The sequence below is a fragment of the Cryobacterium sp. RTC2.1 genome (assembly GCF_035018685.1).
Classification (GTDB): domain Bacteria; phylum Actinomycetota; class Actinomycetes; order Actinomycetales; family Microbacteriaceae; genus Cryobacterium; species Cryobacterium glucosi.
In genome coordinates this window covers 20,755-39,138 of record NZ_JASJXJ010000012.1, presented here as the reverse complement: position 1 = coordinate 39,138, position 18,384 = coordinate 20,755, and the positions used below count along the sequence as shown (strand labels likewise).

15 protein-coding genes are annotated in these 18,384 nt (G+C 67.3%); 11 read left to right on the top strand and 4 right to left on the bottom strand.

Features of this window, described 5'->3' with window-relative positions; translation table 11 throughout:
* Positions 1-74 precede the first annotated feature (74 nt).
* Positions 75-2,621, top strand: coding sequence for an ATP-binding cassette domain-containing protein (locus QN357_RS03190; RefSeq protein ID WP_323504541.1), 2,547 nt, complete (start codon positions 75-77; stop codon positions 2,619-2,621).
* Between the two features lie 78 nt (positions 2,622-2,699).
* Here the strand turns inward: QN357_RS03190 and QN357_RS03185 are convergent, their stop codons facing one another.
* On the bottom strand, positions 2,700-3,578 hold the full coding sequence (locus tag QN357_RS03185; protein ID WP_134449131.1) for an NAD(P)-dependent oxidoreductase: 879 nt from the start codon (positions 3,576-3,578) through the stop codon (positions 2,700-2,702).
* A gap of 295 nt (positions 3,579-3,873) precedes the next feature.
* Between QN357_RS03185 and QN357_RS03180 the strand changes: the two genes are divergently transcribed.
* The 5 genes from QN357_RS03180 to QN357_RS03160 all read left to right on the top strand — a co-directional run bounded on the left by QN357_RS03180 (position 3,874) and on the right by QN357_RS03160 (position 8,742).
* The gene (locus QN357_RS03180; RefSeq protein WP_134449130.1) at positions 3,874-4,104 is read left to right on the top strand and encodes an SDR family oxidoreductase; all 231 of its coding nucleotides are present in this window, start codon (positions 3,874-3,876) and stop codon (positions 4,102-4,104) included.
* Between the two features lie 69 nt (positions 4,105-4,173).
* On the top strand, positions 4,174-5,556 hold the full coding sequence (locus QN357_RS03175; protein WP_134449129.1) for a M24 family metallopeptidase: 1,383 nt from the start codon (positions 4,174-4,176) through the stop codon (positions 5,554-5,556).
* 7 nt (positions 5,557-5,563) lie between these two features.
* Positions 5,564-6,622, top strand: coding sequence for a zinc-dependent alcohol dehydrogenase (locus QN357_RS03170; protein WP_323504540.1), 1,059 nt, complete (start codon positions 5,564-5,566; stop codon positions 6,620-6,622).
* The gene (locus QN357_RS03165) at positions 6,619-7,677 is read left to right on the top strand and encodes a 2,3-butanediol dehydrogenase (protein ID WP_323504539.1); all 1,059 of its coding nucleotides are present in this window, start codon (positions 6,619-6,621) and stop codon (positions 7,675-7,677) included. The genes QN357_RS03170 and QN357_RS03165 overlap by 4 nt, the downstream gene beginning before the upstream one ends.
* An 84-nt stretch (positions 7,678-7,761) precedes the next feature.
* A complete protein-coding gene (locus QN357_RS03160) occupies positions 7,762-8,742 on the top strand; it encodes a zinc-dependent alcohol dehydrogenase (RefSeq protein WP_134558322.1) in 981 nt (326 codons plus the stop codon).
* Between the two features lie 78 nt (positions 8,743-8,820).
* Here the strand turns inward: QN357_RS03160 and QN357_RS03155 are convergent, their stop codons facing one another.
* The gene (locus QN357_RS03155; RefSeq protein WP_241975243.1) at positions 8,821-9,906 is read right to left on the bottom strand and encodes an SDR family oxidoreductase; all 1,086 of its coding nucleotides are present in this window, start codon (positions 9,904-9,906) and stop codon (positions 8,821-8,823) included.
* 262 nt (positions 9,907-10,168) lie between these two features.
* On the opposite strand from QN357_RS03155, the gene QN357_RS03150 reads away from it, so the two are divergent.
* The 3 genes from QN357_RS03150 (at position 10,169) to QN357_RS03140 (ending at position 13,260) form a co-directional block, all read left to right on the top strand.
* Entirely contained in the window at positions 10,169-10,816 is a 648-nt protein-coding gene (locus QN357_RS03150) for a helix-turn-helix domain-containing protein (RefSeq protein WP_134449124.1), read from the top strand.
* Between the two features lie 177 nt (positions 10,817-10,993).
* On the top strand, positions 10,994-12,202 hold the full coding sequence (gene eboE / locus QN357_RS03145; protein ID WP_322188795.1) for a metabolite traffic protein EboE: 1,209 nt from the start codon (positions 10,994-10,996) through the stop codon (positions 12,200-12,202).
* Complete coding sequence (locus QN357_RS03140; RefSeq protein WP_323504538.1) at positions 12,199-13,260, top strand: 2,3-butanediol dehydrogenase; 1,062 nt, start codon at positions 12,199-12,201, stop codon at positions 13,258-13,260. The genes eboE and QN357_RS03140 overlap by 4 nt, the downstream gene beginning before the upstream one ends.
* A 21-nt stretch (positions 13,261-13,281) precedes the next feature.
* Here QN357_RS03140 and QN357_RS03135 read toward each other — a convergent pair whose 3' ends face one another.
* Together QN357_RS03135 and QN357_RS03130 are read right to left on the bottom strand one after the other, a co-directional pair.
* Positions 13,282-13,974, bottom strand: a complete 693-nt coding sequence (locus QN357_RS03135) for a GntR family transcriptional regulator (RefSeq protein WP_322136957.1) — start codon at positions 13,972-13,974, stop codon at positions 13,282-13,284.
* On the bottom strand, positions 13,971-14,504 hold the full coding sequence (locus tag QN357_RS03130) for a VOC family protein (RefSeq protein ID WP_323504537.1): 534 nt from the start codon (positions 14,502-14,504) through the stop codon (positions 13,971-13,973). The genes QN357_RS03135 and QN357_RS03130 overlap by 4 nt, the downstream gene beginning before the upstream one ends.
* Positions 14,505-14,677: 173 nt before the next feature.
* On the opposite strand from QN357_RS03130, the gene QN357_RS03125 reads away from it, so the two are divergent.
* A complete protein-coding gene (locus tag QN357_RS03125; RefSeq protein ID WP_323504536.1) occupies positions 14,678-16,864 on the top strand; it encodes an alpha-ketoacid dehydrogenase subunit alpha/beta in 2,187 nt (728 codons plus the stop codon).
* Positions 16,864-18,192 carry a 2-oxo acid dehydrogenase subunit E2 gene (locus tag QN357_RS03120; protein ID WP_322188787.1) on the top strand — a complete coding sequence of 443 codons (1,329 nt, stop codon included), beginning with the start codon at positions 16,864-16,866 and terminating at the stop codon, positions 18,190-18,192. The genes QN357_RS03125 and QN357_RS03120 overlap by 1 nt, the downstream gene beginning before the upstream one ends.
* Positions 18,193-18,384: the final 192 nt, after the last annotated feature.

Here is an 18,384-nt window from a genome sequence, read left to right as displayed (position 1 = left end):
GGTCGCGACTGTCGCGACCGACCCGACGGCTGGTTCGTTTCCCCACATTGCACAGACAGGAAAAGGTCACAACTGTGAACAACCACGACACCGTCGACGTGACGACGCCGGACAAGGTCGAGCCCGCCGCCCCCGCAACCCTCGTGATGTCCAACATCTCGAAGCTCTACTCCGGCGTCGCGGCCCTCTCGGACGTTTCCGTCGAGATCCTGCCCGGCGAAGTCCACGCCATCCTCGGCGAGAACGGCGCGGGCAAGTCGACGCTGATGAACGTGGCATCGGGTACGGCGCAACCCGACGGGGGCAGCATCACCTTCGAGGGCATCCCGATCGGCGTGCTGACACCGGCCATCGCCGTGCAGCTCGGAATCGCGATCGTCCACCAGCATCCCGCCGTGCTCCCGGACATGACCGTCCTGGAGAATCTGCAGGTCGCCCTGCCCGCCGCGGTCCTCGCGTCCGGTACGTCGCTGGAAGCCACCGCTCAGGCGCTGCTCGCCGACGCCGGCCTGAGCGTGCACCTTCAGGATCGCGTGGAACTCCTGTCCGTTGCCCAGAAGCACTTGCTCGAGATCGCCAAGGCTCTTGCCCTCAAGCCGAAACTCCTCATCCTCGACGAACCGACAGCGCCCCTCGGCCAGGGATCCGTCGACCTGCTGTTCGAACGTGTGCGGAGGTCCGTGTCGAACGGAACGGCCGTCGTCTACATCACCCACCGCCTGGCCGAAGTCCGTGAGCTCGCCGACAAGGTGACCGTGCTTCGGGACGGCCGCGTCCGCGGCAGCGCCCGCGTCGCCGACATCACCGACGACGAACTGCTCGCGATGATCGTGGGACGCAAGCTCGAATCGACCTTCCCGCCCAAGCACATCGGCTCGCCGGACGACGAGACGAACTTCTCGATCAACGGGTTGAGCGGCTCGGGATTCGCGAACATCTCGATCAGCGCCCGCCCGGGCGAGATCATCGGCATCGCCGGGGTCGTCGGAAACGGCCAGAGCGAACTGATGCGCGCGCTCGCCGGTCTCGACTACTTCACGGGAACGGTCGCCATCGCCGGCAAGACCTTGAACTCCCGGCAACTCCTGCAGGAGGCGGCATACATGCCCGCCGATCGGCACCGCGAGGGCCTCCTGATGTCCCTCTCGGTGCGCGAGAACGCCGCCGTCTCGGCACTGGCGAAGTTCAAACGGGGACCGTTGCTCAGCCGCAAGCGTGAGTTGGGCACGGTGGCCGAGACGCTCGGTTCGCTCGCGGTCAAGGCCGCGTCGATGGATTCCGTCGTCTCCTCCCTGTCCGGCGGCAACCAGCAGAAGGTCGTCCTGGCGCGGGCGCTGCTCTCCGAGCCGCTGCTGGTCGTGGCCGATGAGCCGACGCAGGGCGTCGACGTGGGTGCCCGGGCCGAGATCTACCGGATCCTGCGTGAGGTCTCGGCCTCCGGCATCCCCGTCGTCGTCGCCTCATCCGACGCGAAGGAGCTCGAGGGGCTGTGCGACCAGGTCATCGTGATGTCGCGGGGGCACGCGCTCGAAGTGCTCCAGGGCGCTGCGATCAGCGAAGAACGCATGATCCACGCCGCCGTCCGCTCGACGACCCGATCGGTGTCCGTCGTCGCGGATGAATCGGCCTCGAAGCACTCCGGACTCCGTCGTTTCCTGCAGGGCGACTATACCCCCGCGGTGCTCCTGGTCGGTGTCATCGCACTGCTCGGGTCGTTCCTGTTCAGCCAGAACGCCCGCTACCTCTCCGACTTCAACATCTACTCCGTGCTCACCCTCGTCACGGCGCTCGGTTTCATCGCTCTCGGGCAGACCATCTCGCTGCTGATCGGAGGTATCGATCTGTCCGTCGGGCCCCTCGCCGGGTTCCTGGTGGTGATCGGGTCGTTCTTCATCAACGACGACAAGTCCGTGATGATGATCGTCCTCGGATTCGTGCTCATGATCGTCGTGGCGGCCGTCATCGGGGTGGTCAACGGCTCGCTGATCAGGTTCGCCCGGTTCACCCCCATCGCCGCGACGCTGACCGTGTACATCGCGTTGCAGGGATTCAGCTTCCTGCTCAGGAGCTCCCCGGACGGGTACATCAACTCGACGGTCACCGGAATCATCGGGTGGCAGCTCGGGCCGGTGCCTGTCGCATTCATCGTGCTCGTCGCGGCCACGCTCGTGACCGAGTTCTTCCTGAAGAAGCGACGCTGGGGCTGGAAGCTGCGCGCGACCGGGTCCAACGAGGAATCGGCGCGCAGGAACGGCATCAATATCAACCGGACCGTCATCCTCGCGTATGTGGCCACTTCACTGTTCGCGTTCGTGGGTGCCGTGATGCTGATGGCGCAGATCGGGGTCGGCGACCCCGCCCAGGGCGTCGGCTACACGCTCACGAGCATCACCGCGGTCGTGCTCGGTGGAACGAGCCTGCTCGGCGGGCGGGGCACCTTCATCGGCACGCTCCTCGGTTCCATCCTGCTCGTGCAGGTCCTCAATGCGACGTCTTTCCTCGGCTTGTCCCAGATGTGGCAGTACCTGTTCCAGGGGCTCCTCATCCTGGTGGCGGCGATCGTCTACTCGGTCGCACGACGCAACAACAAGCGCAGGAAGACGTCCTTCGCGCTCAGGTAGGCCGCCCGGTCACCGGTTCCGAGACGACAGAGCGCCGAGCCCGATCCGGTCCCGGCGCTCTGTCATCTGTCTTGAGCTTCACTCTGCGGTGCTGAGCCCGCGGGTGATCTCGGCGATGGCCGACCAGTCAAGGGGCGCGAGTTCGGGATCGGCGAGAGCCCGCTCGAACATGTCGCGCAACACGGGCGCCGTCGGGAGCACGACGCCGCTCGCAGCAGCAGCCCGCTCCGCGAGGGACAGGTCCTTGAGGCCGAGCCCGACGCTGAAACCGGGCGGGCTGTATGCCTTGCGGGCGATCAGGTTTCCGTAGCCCGTGTAGACGCTGCCCGTGAACGCGGCATCCGTCAGGATCTCGACGAACGTCATGCCATCGACTCCACCGTGTTCGACCAGGGTCACCGACTCGGCGAGGGCCTGGAGCGCGTGGATGAGGTTGTAGTTCACGCCGATCTTGACCAGGCTTGCCGTGCTCGGCCGCTCGCCGACGGCCCAGGTGCGCTTGCCGATCGCGTCGAGGTACGGCTGCGCCCTGGCTATGGCGCTCTTCGTGCCTGCCGCGACCACATTGAGCTTCCCGGCCGCCGCGATATTGGACCGGCCGAGCACGGGAGCCGCCACGTAGTCGATCCCGGCGAGGGAGTGCAGGTCGGTCAGCCGATCCGTCGCCTCGACGCTGAGCGTGGCGCAGTTGATGTGCAGGGTGCCGGCCGGCGCATCCGCGAGGGCCTCCGCACTGAAGACGGCCTCGGCGGCAGCGTCATTGGCGAGCATCGAGATCACGGTACCGACGCTGAGGGCGTCGGCGATGGAGACCGCCCGGGTGGCGCCGGCCGCGACGAGGGCGTCCGCCGCACCGGTCGATCGGTTCCAGACGTGCACCGAATGGCCGGACTCGATGAGCCGGCCTGCCATGGCAGAGCCCATTTCGCCGAGTCCGATGAAGCTGATGTCCGACATAGTTCACGCCTTCCAGATTGTCCTGAGGTTTCCGGATCCCGGCCAGCGGCCGGGCGCTCCGTCGCGCCGGATTGGGGCGCAACCGCCCTTTGTGCAGTTCCAGTGAACACTACCGTGAGTGCCCGGTCTGCTCAACGTGATTCCCCCGCGATGGCAGTGTTCGCTTGACAAGCCCGACGCCGCTGAGTTGAATGTCAACCAACACCTTGTGCAGTGAGACTGTACAAAATAGTATTGCTGCGATACCCCGGCCCCGACCGGACACCAGACTTCGTACTGCAAAGGAGCAGAACACGTGGGCATTCGACTCGCCGAAAAGACCGTCGTCGTCACAGGCAGCGCATCCGAGCTCGCCGAAATGGGGGCCGGCGACTCCCGCTTCGACTCGATGGCCGGCGACATCCTGATGGGCCGGCCTGCCGCGCCCGAAGACATCGTGCCCACAGCGGTGTTCCTGGCCGCGAGCGATTCCGACTGCATCACCGGTCAGGTCATCCCCGTCGAGGGCGGCATGAACCTCGTCTGATCCGGCAGCCCGCCCTCCGGCACTCTGCACGACACTCTGCACGACACTCAGCAAAGGAATGACACGACCGTGACCACAGCCACTTTCGGAACCAACGCCGTCGACTGGGAGGAGCGCATCCAGTTCGATCGCCTGCGCACGGACAGGCTCGCCAAGCTCCGGCGCGAGTTGTCCGGCTCGGACCTCGGGGCCGTGCTCGCCTTCGACTTCTCCAACATCCGCTACATGTCGTCGACCCACATCGGCACCTGGGCCATGGACAAGCTCATCCGCTTCTCGCTGCTCACCCGGCACAGCGACCCGATCGTCTGGGACTTCGGGTCCGCGGCCAAGCACCACCAGCTCTACAACCCCTGGCTGCAGACCACGACGGCCGAAGCGGATGCCGACCCGCACGCTCCGCACCACGGCGCGGTCCGGCCGCGGGCCGAGAACGGTGCCCGCGCCGGAATCTCGACCCTCCGCGGAGCCTTCCACCCCGACGCGGGGATCGCCGAGGGCGTCGCCAAGAAGATCAAGCGCGAACTGGAGAAGTTCGGCCTGCAGAACGAGCCGCTCGGCGTCGACGTGATCGAGCTGCCCATCCTGATGGCCCTGCAGAAGGAGGGGATCCGCGTCGTCGACGGCCAGCAGGTGTTCCTCAACGCCCGGGCGGTCAAGACCGGTGACGAGATCGCGCTGCTCACGCAGGCCGCGTCGATGGTGGATGCCGCGTACGAATCCCTGTATGAATTCCTGCGGCCGGGCGTGCGTGAGAACGAGGCCGTCGGGCTGGTTTCCAAGGTGCTCTACGACCTGGGGTCTGAGTACGTCGAGGGAGTGAACGCCATCTCGGGGGAGCGTTGCTCACCGCACCCGCACGTCTTCTCCGACCGGTTGATCCGGCCGGGCGACCCCGCCTTCTTCGACATCCTGCACAGCTACCAGGGCTACCGCACCTGCTACTACCGCACCTTCGCGGTCGGGTCGGCGAGCCGGGCGCAGCACGACGCCTACAAGATCGCCCGCCAGTACATGGACAGGGCGATCGCGCTCGTGCGCCCGGGGGCCACCACCGCCGACATCGTCAAGGTCTGGCCGACGGCCCAGGAATTCGGCTTCCCCGACGAGGAAGCCGCCTTCGCCCTGCAGTACGGCCACGGCGTCGGCCTGTCCATCTGGGAGAAGCCGATCTTCTCCCGGCTCGTGTCCCTCGACCACCCGGAGGTGCTCGTGGAGGGCATGGTCTTCGCCCTCGAGACCTACTGGCCGTCCGCCGACGGCATCGGGGCGGCCCGCATCGAAGAAGAAGTCGTCGTCACCGCCACGGGGTGCCAGGTGATCACCAAGTTCCCGGCAGAGGACCTGCTCGTTGCCGGCCAGCGCTACTACAGCGTCGGGGGGCCGTTGTCCCTGGTGCGCGACTCCCAGTCGCACCTCAACACCGCCGCCGGTCGCGGCGAAGCCGAGTAGGGCGCCGATGCGCGCCGCGGTCTACCACGCTGATCACGATGTCCGCCTCGAGGAGGTGCCCCCGCCCGTCCGGGCTCCGGGCGAAGCGCTGCTCGAGGTGCTGCGCAGCGGCATGTGCGGAACGGACGCCACCGAGTGGAAGGCCGGCCCGCTCACCTTCCCGGTGCAGCACCGCCACCCCGTCACCGGCCAGACCGGCCCGATGATTCCCGGCCACGAATTCGTCGGGAAGGTCCTCGAGGTCGACGAGTCGAGCCACTTTTCCGTCGGCGACATCGTCGCGAGCGGTGCGGGTGTGTCCTGCGGCGTCTGCGACCGGTGTGCGGAAGGTCGCACGAATCTCTGCGACCGGTACTACACACTGGGGCTCAACACCGACGGCGGTATGGCCGAGTTCGTCTCCTGCCCGGAGAGCACCCTCGTCCTCGTTCCCGAGGGACTTCCGATCGACCTCGCTGGCTTCGCCCAGCCGCTCGCCGTCGGCCTGCACGCCGCCCGTCGGTCCGGGGTGCGTGACGGTGACCGCGTGGTCCTGATCGGGGCGGGGGCGATCGGCTCCTTCGTGCTCGCCGGGCTGAAATCGCTCGTGTCCGCCGACGTGACCGTGATCGACTTCCCGGGGGCGCGGCTCGAGCGAGCCCGTCGCCTCGGCGCGACACGGGTCGTCGAGGCAGGTGCGGATGCCGCCGCCCGCGTCGCCGAGGCCATCGGGCCGTTCGGCGCCGACGTCGTGGTCGAGGCCAGCGGGGCGCCCGGACAACTGAACAATGCCCTCGCGATGGTGCGCAAGGGCGGAACCATCCTCCAGGTCGGGCTGCCGTCGACAGAGCAGTCTGTGGACATCCATTCGCTCGTCATGCGCGAGATCACCGTGCGGACGACGCTTGCGCACGTGTGCGGCACCGACCTCGCCCCCGCTCTGGGTATTCTGGCGACGACCAATCTGGGCACCGAACTTCTCGACTCCGTCCGACCTCTTGACGACCTCGCCGAACAGCTCGAGCGACTCGCGACGGGCCGGCTCGAGGGCAAGGTACTCTTCGATCCACGACAAGGGGCAGCATGAAGGCAGCAGTTTTCCACGGCGCGCACGACATCCGCATCGAAGACGTGGACGGGCCGCCACCCCTCGGCAGCCTCGACGTGCTGCTGCGGCCGTACTGGTGCGGCATCTGCGGCACCGATCTCCACGAGTACGCCATGGGGCCGATCGTCATTCCCTCGCACCCGCATCCGCTCACCGGGGCCACCGCCCCGCAGATTCTCGGGCACGAGTTCTCGGCGGAAGTGCTCGAGGTGGGTTCCGGGGTGCGGTCGGTGCGCGTCGGCCAGCGGGTGTCCGTGATGCCGTTGCTGTACTGCGGCAGCTGCTACTACTGCCGCCGCGGCCTGAACCACCTGTGCCAGTCGATGGCCTGCGTCGGCCTGAGCTTCGCCTCCGGAGGAATCTCGGAACTCGCGGTCGTGCCGGCCAGTCACGTGAGCGTGCTGCCCGATTCCGTCTCCGACCTCCAGGGCGCCCTCGTCGAGCCGGGAGCCGTGGCCGCCTACGGAGTCGACACGGCGCAGGTCCGGCCGGGGGACACCGTGCTCATCACCGGCGCCGGTCCGATCGGCGCACTCGCCTCGCTCTACGCCTCGGCGCTCGGTGCCCGCGTGTTCATCTCCGAGGTCAATCCGACCCGCGTCGCGCTCGCGAGGAGCCTGGACGTGGGCGAGGTGATCGATCCGTCCCAGATCGACGTCGCCGCCTGGGTCAAGGACCAGACCGAGGGAATCGGCGTCGACGCGGTGATCGAGTGCTCGGGCAACGAACGGGCCCTCCAGACGGCCATCGCGTCGGTGCGCTCGGCCGGGCGCATCTCGCAGACCGGCCTGCACACCAGGCAGGCGGCCATCGACCCCATGGTCCTCTCCGAACACGACATCACCCTCGCAGGCACCTGGTGCTATCCCGTCACGGACTGGCCGCGCATCATCGACCTGATCGCCCGCGGCCGGTACCCGGTCGAGAAGGTCGTGAGCGCCCAGATCAGCATGGCGGATGTCGTCGAGAAGGGCTTCGAAACCCTGCTCTCGCCGACCGGCGACCAGGTCAAGGTCCTCGTCAACGCACGCTGACGTCGATTCACACGGCTGACCTCGATCCACACTGACGCGCACCCCTCGCGCACCCTCTCCCGTCCCCACGATTGGAATCCCGTTATGAAAGCGCTGCGCTTCGCGGAACAGAATGTTCCCCGGATTGACGAGCTGCCCATCCCCGCGATCGGAGCCGACGAAGTGCTCGTCGCCGCGCGATCCGTCGGGGTCTGCCACTCCGACATCGACCTGCTCGAGGGTCGGTACATCATCCCGTTCGAGTACCCGATCATTCCCGGACACGAATGGTCCGGTGAGGTGGTCGCGGTGGGAAACCGGGTGCAGGACTTCGCGGCCGGCGATCGGGTCGTCGGCGAGTGTGTCATCGGGGAGGACCACTTCGGGTTCTCGATCAGCGGTGCGGCCGCGGAGTTCTTCGTGGCCAGGCCCGAATGGCTGCACAAGCTTCCCGCGAGCGTGTCGTACACGAACGGCGCTCTTGTCGAGCCGTTCAGCGTCGCGTACTACGCGCTGATGCGGGTCGGGAACGTCAACGCGAGCGACACCCTCGTCGTGCTCGGTGCCGGACCGATCGGACTCGCCGTCACCGCGGCCGCCTCGGCCCTCGGCGCCGTGACGATCGTCGTAGAGCCTTCGCCAGAACGCCGCGATGCCGCGCTGCGACTCGGCGCCCGCCACGCCGTGCACCCCGACGATATCGTCGAGTTCCTGAACGAGCAGACGGACGGGCGCGGAGCGGATGTCGTCGTCGAGGCGAGCGGCCGGCCGGCCGTCATGGCCCAGGCGCTCGAACTCGCCGCCTTCCGGGGCCGGGTCGCCTACATCGGCATCGACGTCGGGCGCGAGGCGCCGGCGAAGCTCGGGCTCATCCAGTCCAAGGAGCTCAAGATCACCGGTTCGGTCGGCTCGCCCGGAGTGTGGCCGGAAACCCTGCGCTTCCTCGCTCACACCGGAATCGACCTGAGCCCGCTCGTCACCCAGAGGTTCGGGGCCGCCGACGCACTGGGCGCCCTGGAGGCCGCGCACCACCCGGCGACCACGATCAAGGCGCACATCGAATTCGACGCCGTGCTGCCCGCATAGCGAACAGATCTGAACGACGGATGTCCCGGACGAGCGCTGCTTGTCCGGGACATCCGTCTTTGGGCTGGGGGAAACGGCCTAGGGGATGATCTTCGCCGCGCGGTACCGCTCCACCTTGTCGAGGAAGCTGTCCGGCGTGGACCGGAAGCCCAGGAACCCGGCTTGGCGGCTCTTGTTCATGTCGGTGAAGCACTCGATGTTGCGGCCGAGGTCGCTGTCGGTGTGCCACCAGGAAGCGAGGCGGGTGACGTCCGTTTCGACGAGTCCTTCCCGTTCGGCGATGGCGCTCCAGACCTCGTCCTTGCCGGCCATCTGCGCGGTCAACGGGCGGGGTTCGCCCTCGAAACCGGCCCAGGGAACATCGAAGATCGCGGCGACCCGCGGCCAGAGCCAGCGCCAGCGGAAGACGTCGCCGTTGGCGATGTTGAACGCTTCGTTGGCACCCTCCGGGTGCGTGCCCGCCCAGATGATCTGCTCGGCGAGCAGGTCGACGTCGGTGACGTCTGTGACGCCGTTCCACTGGGTGGCTGAGCCGGGAAAGGTGAACGTCAGCCCGAGTTCCTTGCAGATCGCGGCGTAGACGGAGAGGGTGAGCACCATGTTCATCGCGTTGTCCGTTGCGAACCCGAAGACGGTGTGTGCGCGGTGCACGCTCCAGGTGAAGCCGTTCCGGGCGGCGGACCCGAACAGCTCGTCCTCCTGCGCGTAGTAGAAGTTCGGCTGCGGCAGCCGTGGCTCGTCCTCGTGGAACGGGGTCTCCGCGGTGACGCCGGTCGCATAGTTGTCGAACGGGCCGAGGTAGTGCTTGAGCCCGGTCATCAGGGCCACGTGCCTGACCGACTTCTCGCCTTCGAGCGCCGCGAGCACGTTGCGCACGAGGGCGCTGTTGACCTCGATGTTCTCGGTCTCGGTATCCCGCTTCACCCACGCCGTGATCACGACGAGTTCCGGTCGGGTGCCCGTGAGCGCGGCGGCGAGGGACTCGGGGTCCAGGAGGTCTGCCGTCACGGCGGTGATGCCGGGCGTCTCGGAGTGGCCTCGCCTCGAGAGGCCGGTCACGTCCCAGCCCGCGTCGACCAACTGCTTCACGACCGTCTGGCCCGTGATGCCCGTCGCTCCGACGATGAGCGCGCGCCGCCGGGGAACTGTTGAGGGGGATGTCACAAGTCGATCCTTTCCTGATGGACGGGACTTCCTTGTCGCCGTCCTGAGGTGTTCAATGATACTTAACATTGGAATTCCCGGCAAGCCGCGCCGGAACCGCCAGAACCGCCGATTTGGCCCTAGTGGCGGGGTATTCGGGGCTCTTCCTGTGTATATTTGTCCGTACTCACCTTTTTTCCGGAGCGTGGGGTGTATAGCCGGGCTTCAATGATGATGCGAGGCAGGTCCTCGTCGTCGTCATGCTGATGTGTGACAGAGGAACATGATGGACAATTTAGGGTCTCGGCTGAAAGACATCAGGCTCAAGGCCGGCCTGACGTTGCGCGAGCTGGCCAGACAGGTCGACGTTTCGCCCTCCTTCGTCTCCCAGATCGAGAACGGCAAGTCACAGCCGTCCGTCGCGACCCTGTATGCCTTCGCCCAGTTGCTGAACGTGTCCGTCGACGACCTCTTCGAGAGTAAACCGGCCCTCGACCCTGGAGTTCCGGCAGTCCACCCCGAAGAAGTCCTGAATCGGGGCGACGTGACGAATCCCTCGGAGGCGTGGCATCCGTCCGAGTATGCGAACCGGGTCTCCGTGGTGCATCCCTCTCATCGGTCGCGGCTCAACATGGCCGCAGGGGTCAACTGGGAACGTCTTGCCGCCACGCCGGAGCGCGACGTCAACTTCATGAAGATCGTCTACGCGCCGGGAGCCACGTCGACGGACGAGGGCGACACCGTCTCCCACGCCGGCTACGAGTACGGCTATGTCATCGCGGGTGAGTTGCAGGTGACGATCGGCGACGAGGCATTCACGCTGCATGCGGGCGAGTCGCTCGGCTTCGATTCCTCGATCCCGCACAGCCTGAAGAACACCGGAAGCATCGACGTCCAGGGAATCTGGTTCGTTCACGGCGCGCACGCTTAGCCGATCCATTCCGTAAGGCACGCGTCAGGCGTTCGGTTGACAGCGATGCTGGAGCCGTCGTAGCCTGTGTGTTAAGGAATACTTAACGGGTGTTCACTCTCGTCTTAGACGACGACACCCTTCCTTGATATCACGACGATGTGAGCCGGATGACCGGCGGAAAAGGACCAGACCTCCATGGATCTCGGACGCGGCCTCGGCCACCTGTCATATTCCACCCTCGTGCACGCGGGCGACACGTGGGCGGAGATGAAGGAGAGCCTGCACACCTTCGTCCCCGACGTCAAAGCCCGGGTCTCGCCCGATCAGCGCTTCGGCGTCTCACTGCGCATCTCGGCCGACTCGGCGAAGACCCTCGCAGCAAGCCCCGGAGAACGGGCAGAGCTCCGGACATTCCTCGACGACAACGACCTGTACGTCTACACGGTGAACGCGTTCCCGTATGGGCCGTTCAAGGGCGATCTGGTGATGGAACGGGTCTATGAACCGGACTGGTCGACCGACGACAGGGTCGCGTATACGAACTCGGTCGCGGACATCCTCGCGGAGATCGCTCCGGCGGACGTGAGCCCCAGCATCCAGACGGCCCCACTCGCGTTCGCTCCGAATGTCACGGACGACGACTACGTCGCCCGGTTCACCACCAACCTGTTCCTGGTCGTCGCCCACCTCGTCGAGCTCGAGGCGCGCACGGGTCGGCGGGTCAAGCTCGCCCTCGAGCCGGAGCCCGCGTGCTTCCTGGAGACCACGGCGGAGACCGTCGCGTTCTTCACCGAGCGGGTCTACTCGCCGCAGGGCATCGCCGAGCTCGCCCGGCTCGCCGGGCTGCCCCTGTCGGAGGCCGAAGGTGCGATGCGCCGATACCTCGGCATCGTCTTCGACATCGGCCACCAGTCCGTCGGATTCGAGGATATTCCGGCATCGCTCCGCAGCCTGGTCGACGCCGGGATCCCGATCTTCAAGCTCCAGGAGGCGGCGGCGCTCTGGGTCAGGGACCTCACTCCTGCACTCGTCCCCCAGCTGCGCGTCTTCACCGACACGATCTACCTGAGCCAGACGACGATGCGCCAGGACGGTGCGGTCACGAAGTTCCTCACCCTCGGCGACGCGCTCGACGCGTTCGAGGAGCACCCGGTGCCCACCGAGATCCGCACCCACTTCCACGTTCCGGTCTTCCTCGAGGAACTCGGCCCGTTCGTCACGACGCGGTTCGCCGTGCAGCAGGCGCTGCAGATGCACCGTGAGACACCGCTCTCCGACCACCTGGAAATCGAGACGTATACCTGGGACGTGCTCCCGGCGCACCTCAAGACCGGCGACATCACCGACTACGTGACCCGCGAACTCGAGTTCGTCCGCGCCGAGCTGCTGGACCCCCGTCCATGAGGGCTGCCGTCTTCCACGGAGCCGGCGACATCCGCGTCGAGGAGGTCACGGCTCCCGAGTCGCCCCGCGCCGGCGAAATCCTGGTCAGGCCGTTGTGGTGCGGCATCTGCGGCACCGACCTGCACGAATACGCCCAGGGCCCGATCGTGATTCCGCGGGAACCGCATCCGCTCACCGGGGCGTGCGGCTCGCAGATTCTGGGCCACGAATTCTCGGCCGAAGTGGTCGAGGTCGGCGACGGGGTGACCGCGGTGCGGCCGGGCGAGCGGGTGTCGGTGATGCCGCTGCTGTCCTGCGGGCACTGCTACTTCTGCCGCAGGGGACTGAACCACCTCTGCCGCACCATGGCCGCCGTCGGGCTCAGCTACCAGTGGGGCGGCATCGCCGACCTCGCCATCGTGCCCGCCGCGAACGTCACAGTGCTCCCCGACGGCGTGTCCGACCGGCAGGGCGCCGTCGTCGAACCGGGCGCTGTCGCGGCGTACGGGGTGGACACCGCCCGTGTGCGCCCCGGCGACAACGTGCTCATCACCGGGGCCGGTCCGATCGGCGCCCTCGCGTCGCTCTACGCAGCCTCGCTCGGGGCGAACGTCTTCGTCTCGGAGGTCAATCCGGTGCGCGCGGCGCTCGTGCGCAGCTTCGACGTCGGAGTGGTGCTCGACCCGACCGCCGTCGACGTGCCGGGCTGGCTTCGCGACCGGACAGACGGTATCGGTGTCGACGCGGTGATCGAATGCTCGGGGAACGAGCGGGCGCTGCAGGCGGCGATCGCCTCGGTACGTTCTGCCGGGAGGATCTCCCAGACCGGGCTGCACACGAAGGCTGCGGCCATCGACCCGATGGTCATCTCCGAGCACGACATCACGATCTCGGGCACCTGGTGCTTCCCGGTCACCGACTGGCCGCGCATCATCGACCTGATCGACAGGGGTCGGTACCCGGTGGAGAAGGTCGTGACAGCCCAGATCGCGATGAAGGATGTCGTGGCCCAGGGCTTCGACACGCTGCTGTCACCGACCGGCGACCAGGTCAAGGTGCTCGTGCGCGCCGGCTCGTGATGCCGCGCCCCGAGTGGCCGCCTACTGGGCGAAGAGCGCCGGATGCGTGGACAGCTCGAGCCTGGTGCGGCGGATGTGGCCGGCCAGCATCCGCTCGGCCTCGTCGCCGTCGCCGCGCCTCAGCGCCCCGACGAGCAACTGGTGTTCGTAGTGGACGGCGCGGTTGACATCGGGCCCGATCAGGGTCGTGAAAGCGCGTCGATAGTGCTGGGTCGAGTTCCATAACCGGTGGATGGTCTCGCCCAGGATGGACGTCACGGCGCCGGAGTAGGAGAGCAGGTGGAACTCGCGGTCGAGGCGCAGGAACGTTTCGACGTCCGTGCCGGCCTGCATTTCATCGGCGAGTTCCTGCAGGCGGCCGAGGGTCTCCGGCGACAGATTGGGCAGGCTGTAGCGCAGCAGCAGGGGTTCGATGCGCTCGCGGATCTGGTACATCTCCTCGCACTCCGCGAGGCTCAGGTGGGAGACCCAGGCGCCGGTGTTCGCGACGAGGGTGACGAGGCCATCGGATTCCAGGATGCGCAGCGCCTCGCGAACGGGGAGCCGGCTCGCGCCGAACTGTTCGGCGACGTCCTCCTGGCGGATCCGGGTGCCGGGGGCGTATGCGCCGGACAGGATCTCGTCCCGCAATCGCGCGGCGATACGGCTGCCGGCGCTGCCGTCGCGGCTGGGGGCGCTGGCCATGGGGTCCGTCCGGTCGGTGGTGTCGGTCATTCGGCGGGGTGGGCCGGATGCCACAGTTTAGTGGCAGCATCCTTTTCGTAGGCCTTGCCGTCCGGGTAGCTCACGAGCTCGAACTGCATGCCCCAGGGGCTGCGGAAGTAGACCCAGCGCTGGCCGGTGCTCCAGCTGGAGCTCGACGTCGGTGCACCCATGATCTCCACACCGTGCTCCCGCAGGTGCTCGAGGGCGGCATCGAAGTCGTCCACGTAGAACGCCAGGTGATGCCCGCCGATGTCGCTGTTCCTCGGTTCGGGAGCAGCGGCATCCGCCGGCTCGTACTGGAAGACCTCGAAGTTCGGCCCGTGACCGCACCGGAAGAAGCGGAGTTCGCGCATCACCGTGCGCGGGTGCACGCCGAGGTGCTCGAGCATCCACTCGTCGTCGGGGTGGGCGAACGGCCCGAGCGCGTAGACGAGCTCGCAGCCGATCACGTCGACCAGGAACCGCTCGGCCTCGTCGAGGTCGGGAACCGTGAAACCGATGTGTTCCGTGCCGCGCAGACCCGGGATGCCGTGGACCATCGAGAACTCCTTCGTTCGTCGTTGATTTCTCTCATTGTATCCAAAGACCCGAAATGCGTGCATCCAGATCGGAGATATTGCGGACAATCCTTGGCATTGGATTCAATCAACGATACAGTGTTGGTCACATGTAGTCGATCCCCGCGATCGACACGACCAATGGAGACCGGCACATGCCTGAACGACGACGTTTGGATCCCCTGGCCCCGTGGATCGAACTCAGCACCACGGCGCAGGACTGGGCGAGTGCGGACCCGGCACTCCTGGCCACCATGCTCGGCCAGCTGCATCTCATCCGTGCCTTCGAAGAAACCGTGCTCGAACTCGCCGGCGAGGGCCTCGTGCACGGGCCAGCGCACTCCAGCATCGGCCAGGAGGGCGGGGCGGTCGGCTCGATCGTCGGCCTCGGGTCGACGGATGCGATCAACGGCTCGCACCGAGGGCACCACCAGTTCCTCGCCAAGGCGATCAACCATGTCTCCGGCGGCGCCCTCGACCCCGCGGCGCTCGTGACCGCGGACATTCAGACCGTGCTGCAGCGCACCCTCGCCGAGATTCTCGGGCTCGCCCAGGGCTACTGCCGGGGCCGCGGCGGCTCGATGCACCTGCAGTGGTTCGAGGCCGGCGCGCTCGGCACCAACGCGATCGTCGGCGGCGGGGTTCCGCTCGCGGCCGGCAACGCCTGGGCCCAGAAGCACGCGGGAACGACGGATGTCACGGTGAGCTACTTCGGGGACGGCGCGACCAACATCGGCTCGGTGCTTGAAACGATGAACCTCGCTTCGGCGTGGAAGCTGCCGCTTGCCTTCTTCATCGAGAACAACCTCTACGCCGTGTCGACCACGGTGGCCGAGTCGACCGGTGAGCCCCGGCTCTCTGCCCGCGCGCTCGGGTTCGGCATTCCCAGCTGGCGCGTCGACGGTATGGACCCGCTCGCCGTGCACCTGGCGACGAAGGAAGCGGAACAGGTGATGCGGTCCGGCCAGGGACCCGCGGTCGTCGAGGTCGAGGTCTACCGCTTCTTCCACCAGAACGGACCGTACCCGGGCAGCGCCTTCGGCTACCGGACCAAGGAGGAAGAGGCGGCCTGGCGGGTCCGTGACCCGCTGGACCGGGTCGCCCGAGAGATGATCGCGCTGGGCCAGATCGACACAGCCGGCATCGCCGCGGTGCGCGAGCAGGCCCAGTCCGCGATGCGGGATGCCGTTGCCCAGCTGCTCGAGGCCGACCCGGAGTCGGCCGGCAAGCGCCGCATCCGCCCGGAACTGTGGCCCGACGTCGACTTCGTCAACGTCGGGGTGCGGGGCGACGCGAGCGAACTGACCGGACTGCGCACACTCGAGCCGACCGAATACCGGGGCGAGCTCGAAACGAAGAAGTTCGTCGACGCCGTCGCCGGCGTGATGGACCGCCGCATGGCAGAGGACGCGCGGATCGTCGTGCTCGGCGAAGATGTGCACCGCCTCAACGGCGGCACGAACGGTGCCACCAAGGGGCTTGCGAAGAAGTTCGAGGGCCGGGTGCTCGGCACACCGATCAGCGAGAACGCCTTCGCCGGCCTCGGCGGCGGCATGGCGCTCGACGGGCGCTACCGCCCGGTCGTCGAGTTCATGTATCCGGACTTCATGTGGGTGGCCGCCGACCAGGTCTTCAACCAGATCGGCAAGGCGCGGCACATGTTCGGCGGCGAGAACCCGGTGCCCCTCGTGCTGCGCACGAAGGTCGCGATGGGAAGCGGCTACGGCTCGCAGCACCTGATGGACCCCGCGGGCATCTTCGCGACGAGCCCCGGCTGGCGGATCGTCGCACCGTCATCGGCGGCTGACTACATCGGCCTGATGAACACCGCTTTGGCCCTGCAGGACCCGGTGCTCGTCATCGAGCATGTCGACCTCTATGCCGACAGCGGTGACGTGCCCGCCGGCGACCTCGACTACTTCATCCCGCTGGGGAAGGCGGCCCTGCGCCGTGAAGGCACCGACGTCACCGTGATCAGCTACCTGTCCATGGTCAAGCACTCCATCGAGGCCGTCGAACTGACCGGCATGAGCGCCGACGTCGTCGACTTGCGCTGGCTCGACCGGGCCTCGATCGACTGGGAGACCATCGGCACGAGCATCCGCAAGACCAACAGCGTGCTCATCGTCGAACAGGGGGCCCGCGGCACGTCGTATGGTGCCTGGCTGTCCGATGAGATCCAACGCCGGTTCTTCGACTACCTCGACCAGCCGGTCGAACGCGTGACCGGCGGCGAGGCAAGCCCGAGCATCTCACGCGTGCTCGAGCGGGCGGCCATTGCGCGCACCGAGGACGTCGTCGCCGGCCTCGAGATCATCAAGCTCGGTCTGGGAACCCGCTGATGGCAACGCTCGTGCGCATGCCGGAGGTGCTCGCCAATGCCGCAGAAGCCGCCATCCAGACCTGGCTGGTGAAGGTGGGCGACACTGTGGCGATCGGCCAGCCGCTCGCCGAGATCGAAACGGAGAAGGCGGTCGTCGAGTACCGCGCCGAAACGGAAGGTGTGCTCGCGCGCGTCATCGTCCCCGAGGGCGTGCCCGTCGAAGTGGGCGTGCCGATCGGCGTGATCGCCGCCGTCGGTGAGGCGGAGTCGGACATCGATGCCTTCCTCGCCGGGGACGTCCCGGAGCAGGCAGGGCCTGCGACCCCGGTGACGGCGGCCGCGGAGGCGGCGACGCCGGTCGGAGTGGTCCCGGTCGAATCGGCCCCGGACGGGGCGCAGGTACCGCTCGCCGCAGCCAGCGGCCAGCGTCAATTCGCCAGTCCGCTCGTGCGCCGCATCGCCAGGGAACGCGCGCTCGACCTATCCCGCGTCGTCGGCAGTGGCCCGAACGGGCGGATCGTGCGCCGGGACCTCGACACCCTCAAGCCCGCGCCCGTGACTGCAGCCGAGTCCCGGCCCGAGCCCGTCATGCCTGTGGCGTCTCCTGCGGTGTCCGTTCCAGCGGCACCCTCGGCCCGCACCACCGGCACATCCGTGGTCGACGCCTCCGGGTTCACCGATGTTCCCCACACGGGGATGCGACGGGCGATCGCGCGCCGCCTGACCGAGAGCAAGTCGACGGTTCCACACTTCTACATCACGGCGGACTGCCGCGTCGAGCGCCTCCTCACCCTCCGCGGCGAGATCAACGCGACGTCGCCGCGGAAGATCTCGGTCAACGACTTTGTGGTCAAGGCCGTCGCGGTAGCGCTCGTCCGGGTGCCCGCGGCGAACGTGATCTGGACCGAGACCGCTACGAGACGATTCGAGCACGTCGATCTCTCGGTGGCGGTGTCCACCGAAACAGGACTGCTCACTCCGGTCCTGCGTGGCGTCGAAGGCCTCACGCTGACGAGCATCAGCGAGAGGGTCGCCGACCTCGCCGGACGGGCGCGGAAGGGGAAGCTGAGGCAAGAGGAACTCGAGGGCGGCAGCTTTGCCGTCTCGAATCTCGGCATGTTCGCGGTCGACCAGTTCTCGGCCATCCTGAACCCGCCCCAGTCCGGCATTCTCGCCGTCGGCGCCGCGAAACAACGGCCGGTCGTCGACGCGGGACAGCTCTCGGTCGGCACCGTGATGACCGTCACCCTCTCGGCCGATCACCGTGTGGTCGACGGTGCGGTGGCCGCCGAATGGATGGCGCAGTTCGTGGCCTGTATCGAGAATCCACTCTCTATAATCATTTGACGTCGGCGGGCTCTGATGACCGTTGACTTCCCCGTGAGCAAAGGCGCGCATATGGATCCCCGACTCGAACGTCTCGTAGCAGAGCGGGCATCCCTTGCCGCGGAATCGGAACGGCTGGCCGCGCTCCTCGCTGCAGAACGGAGCGGCAGGGCGCTGCGAGCGATCTCCCTCGCCTACGGGACGGGCTGCAAG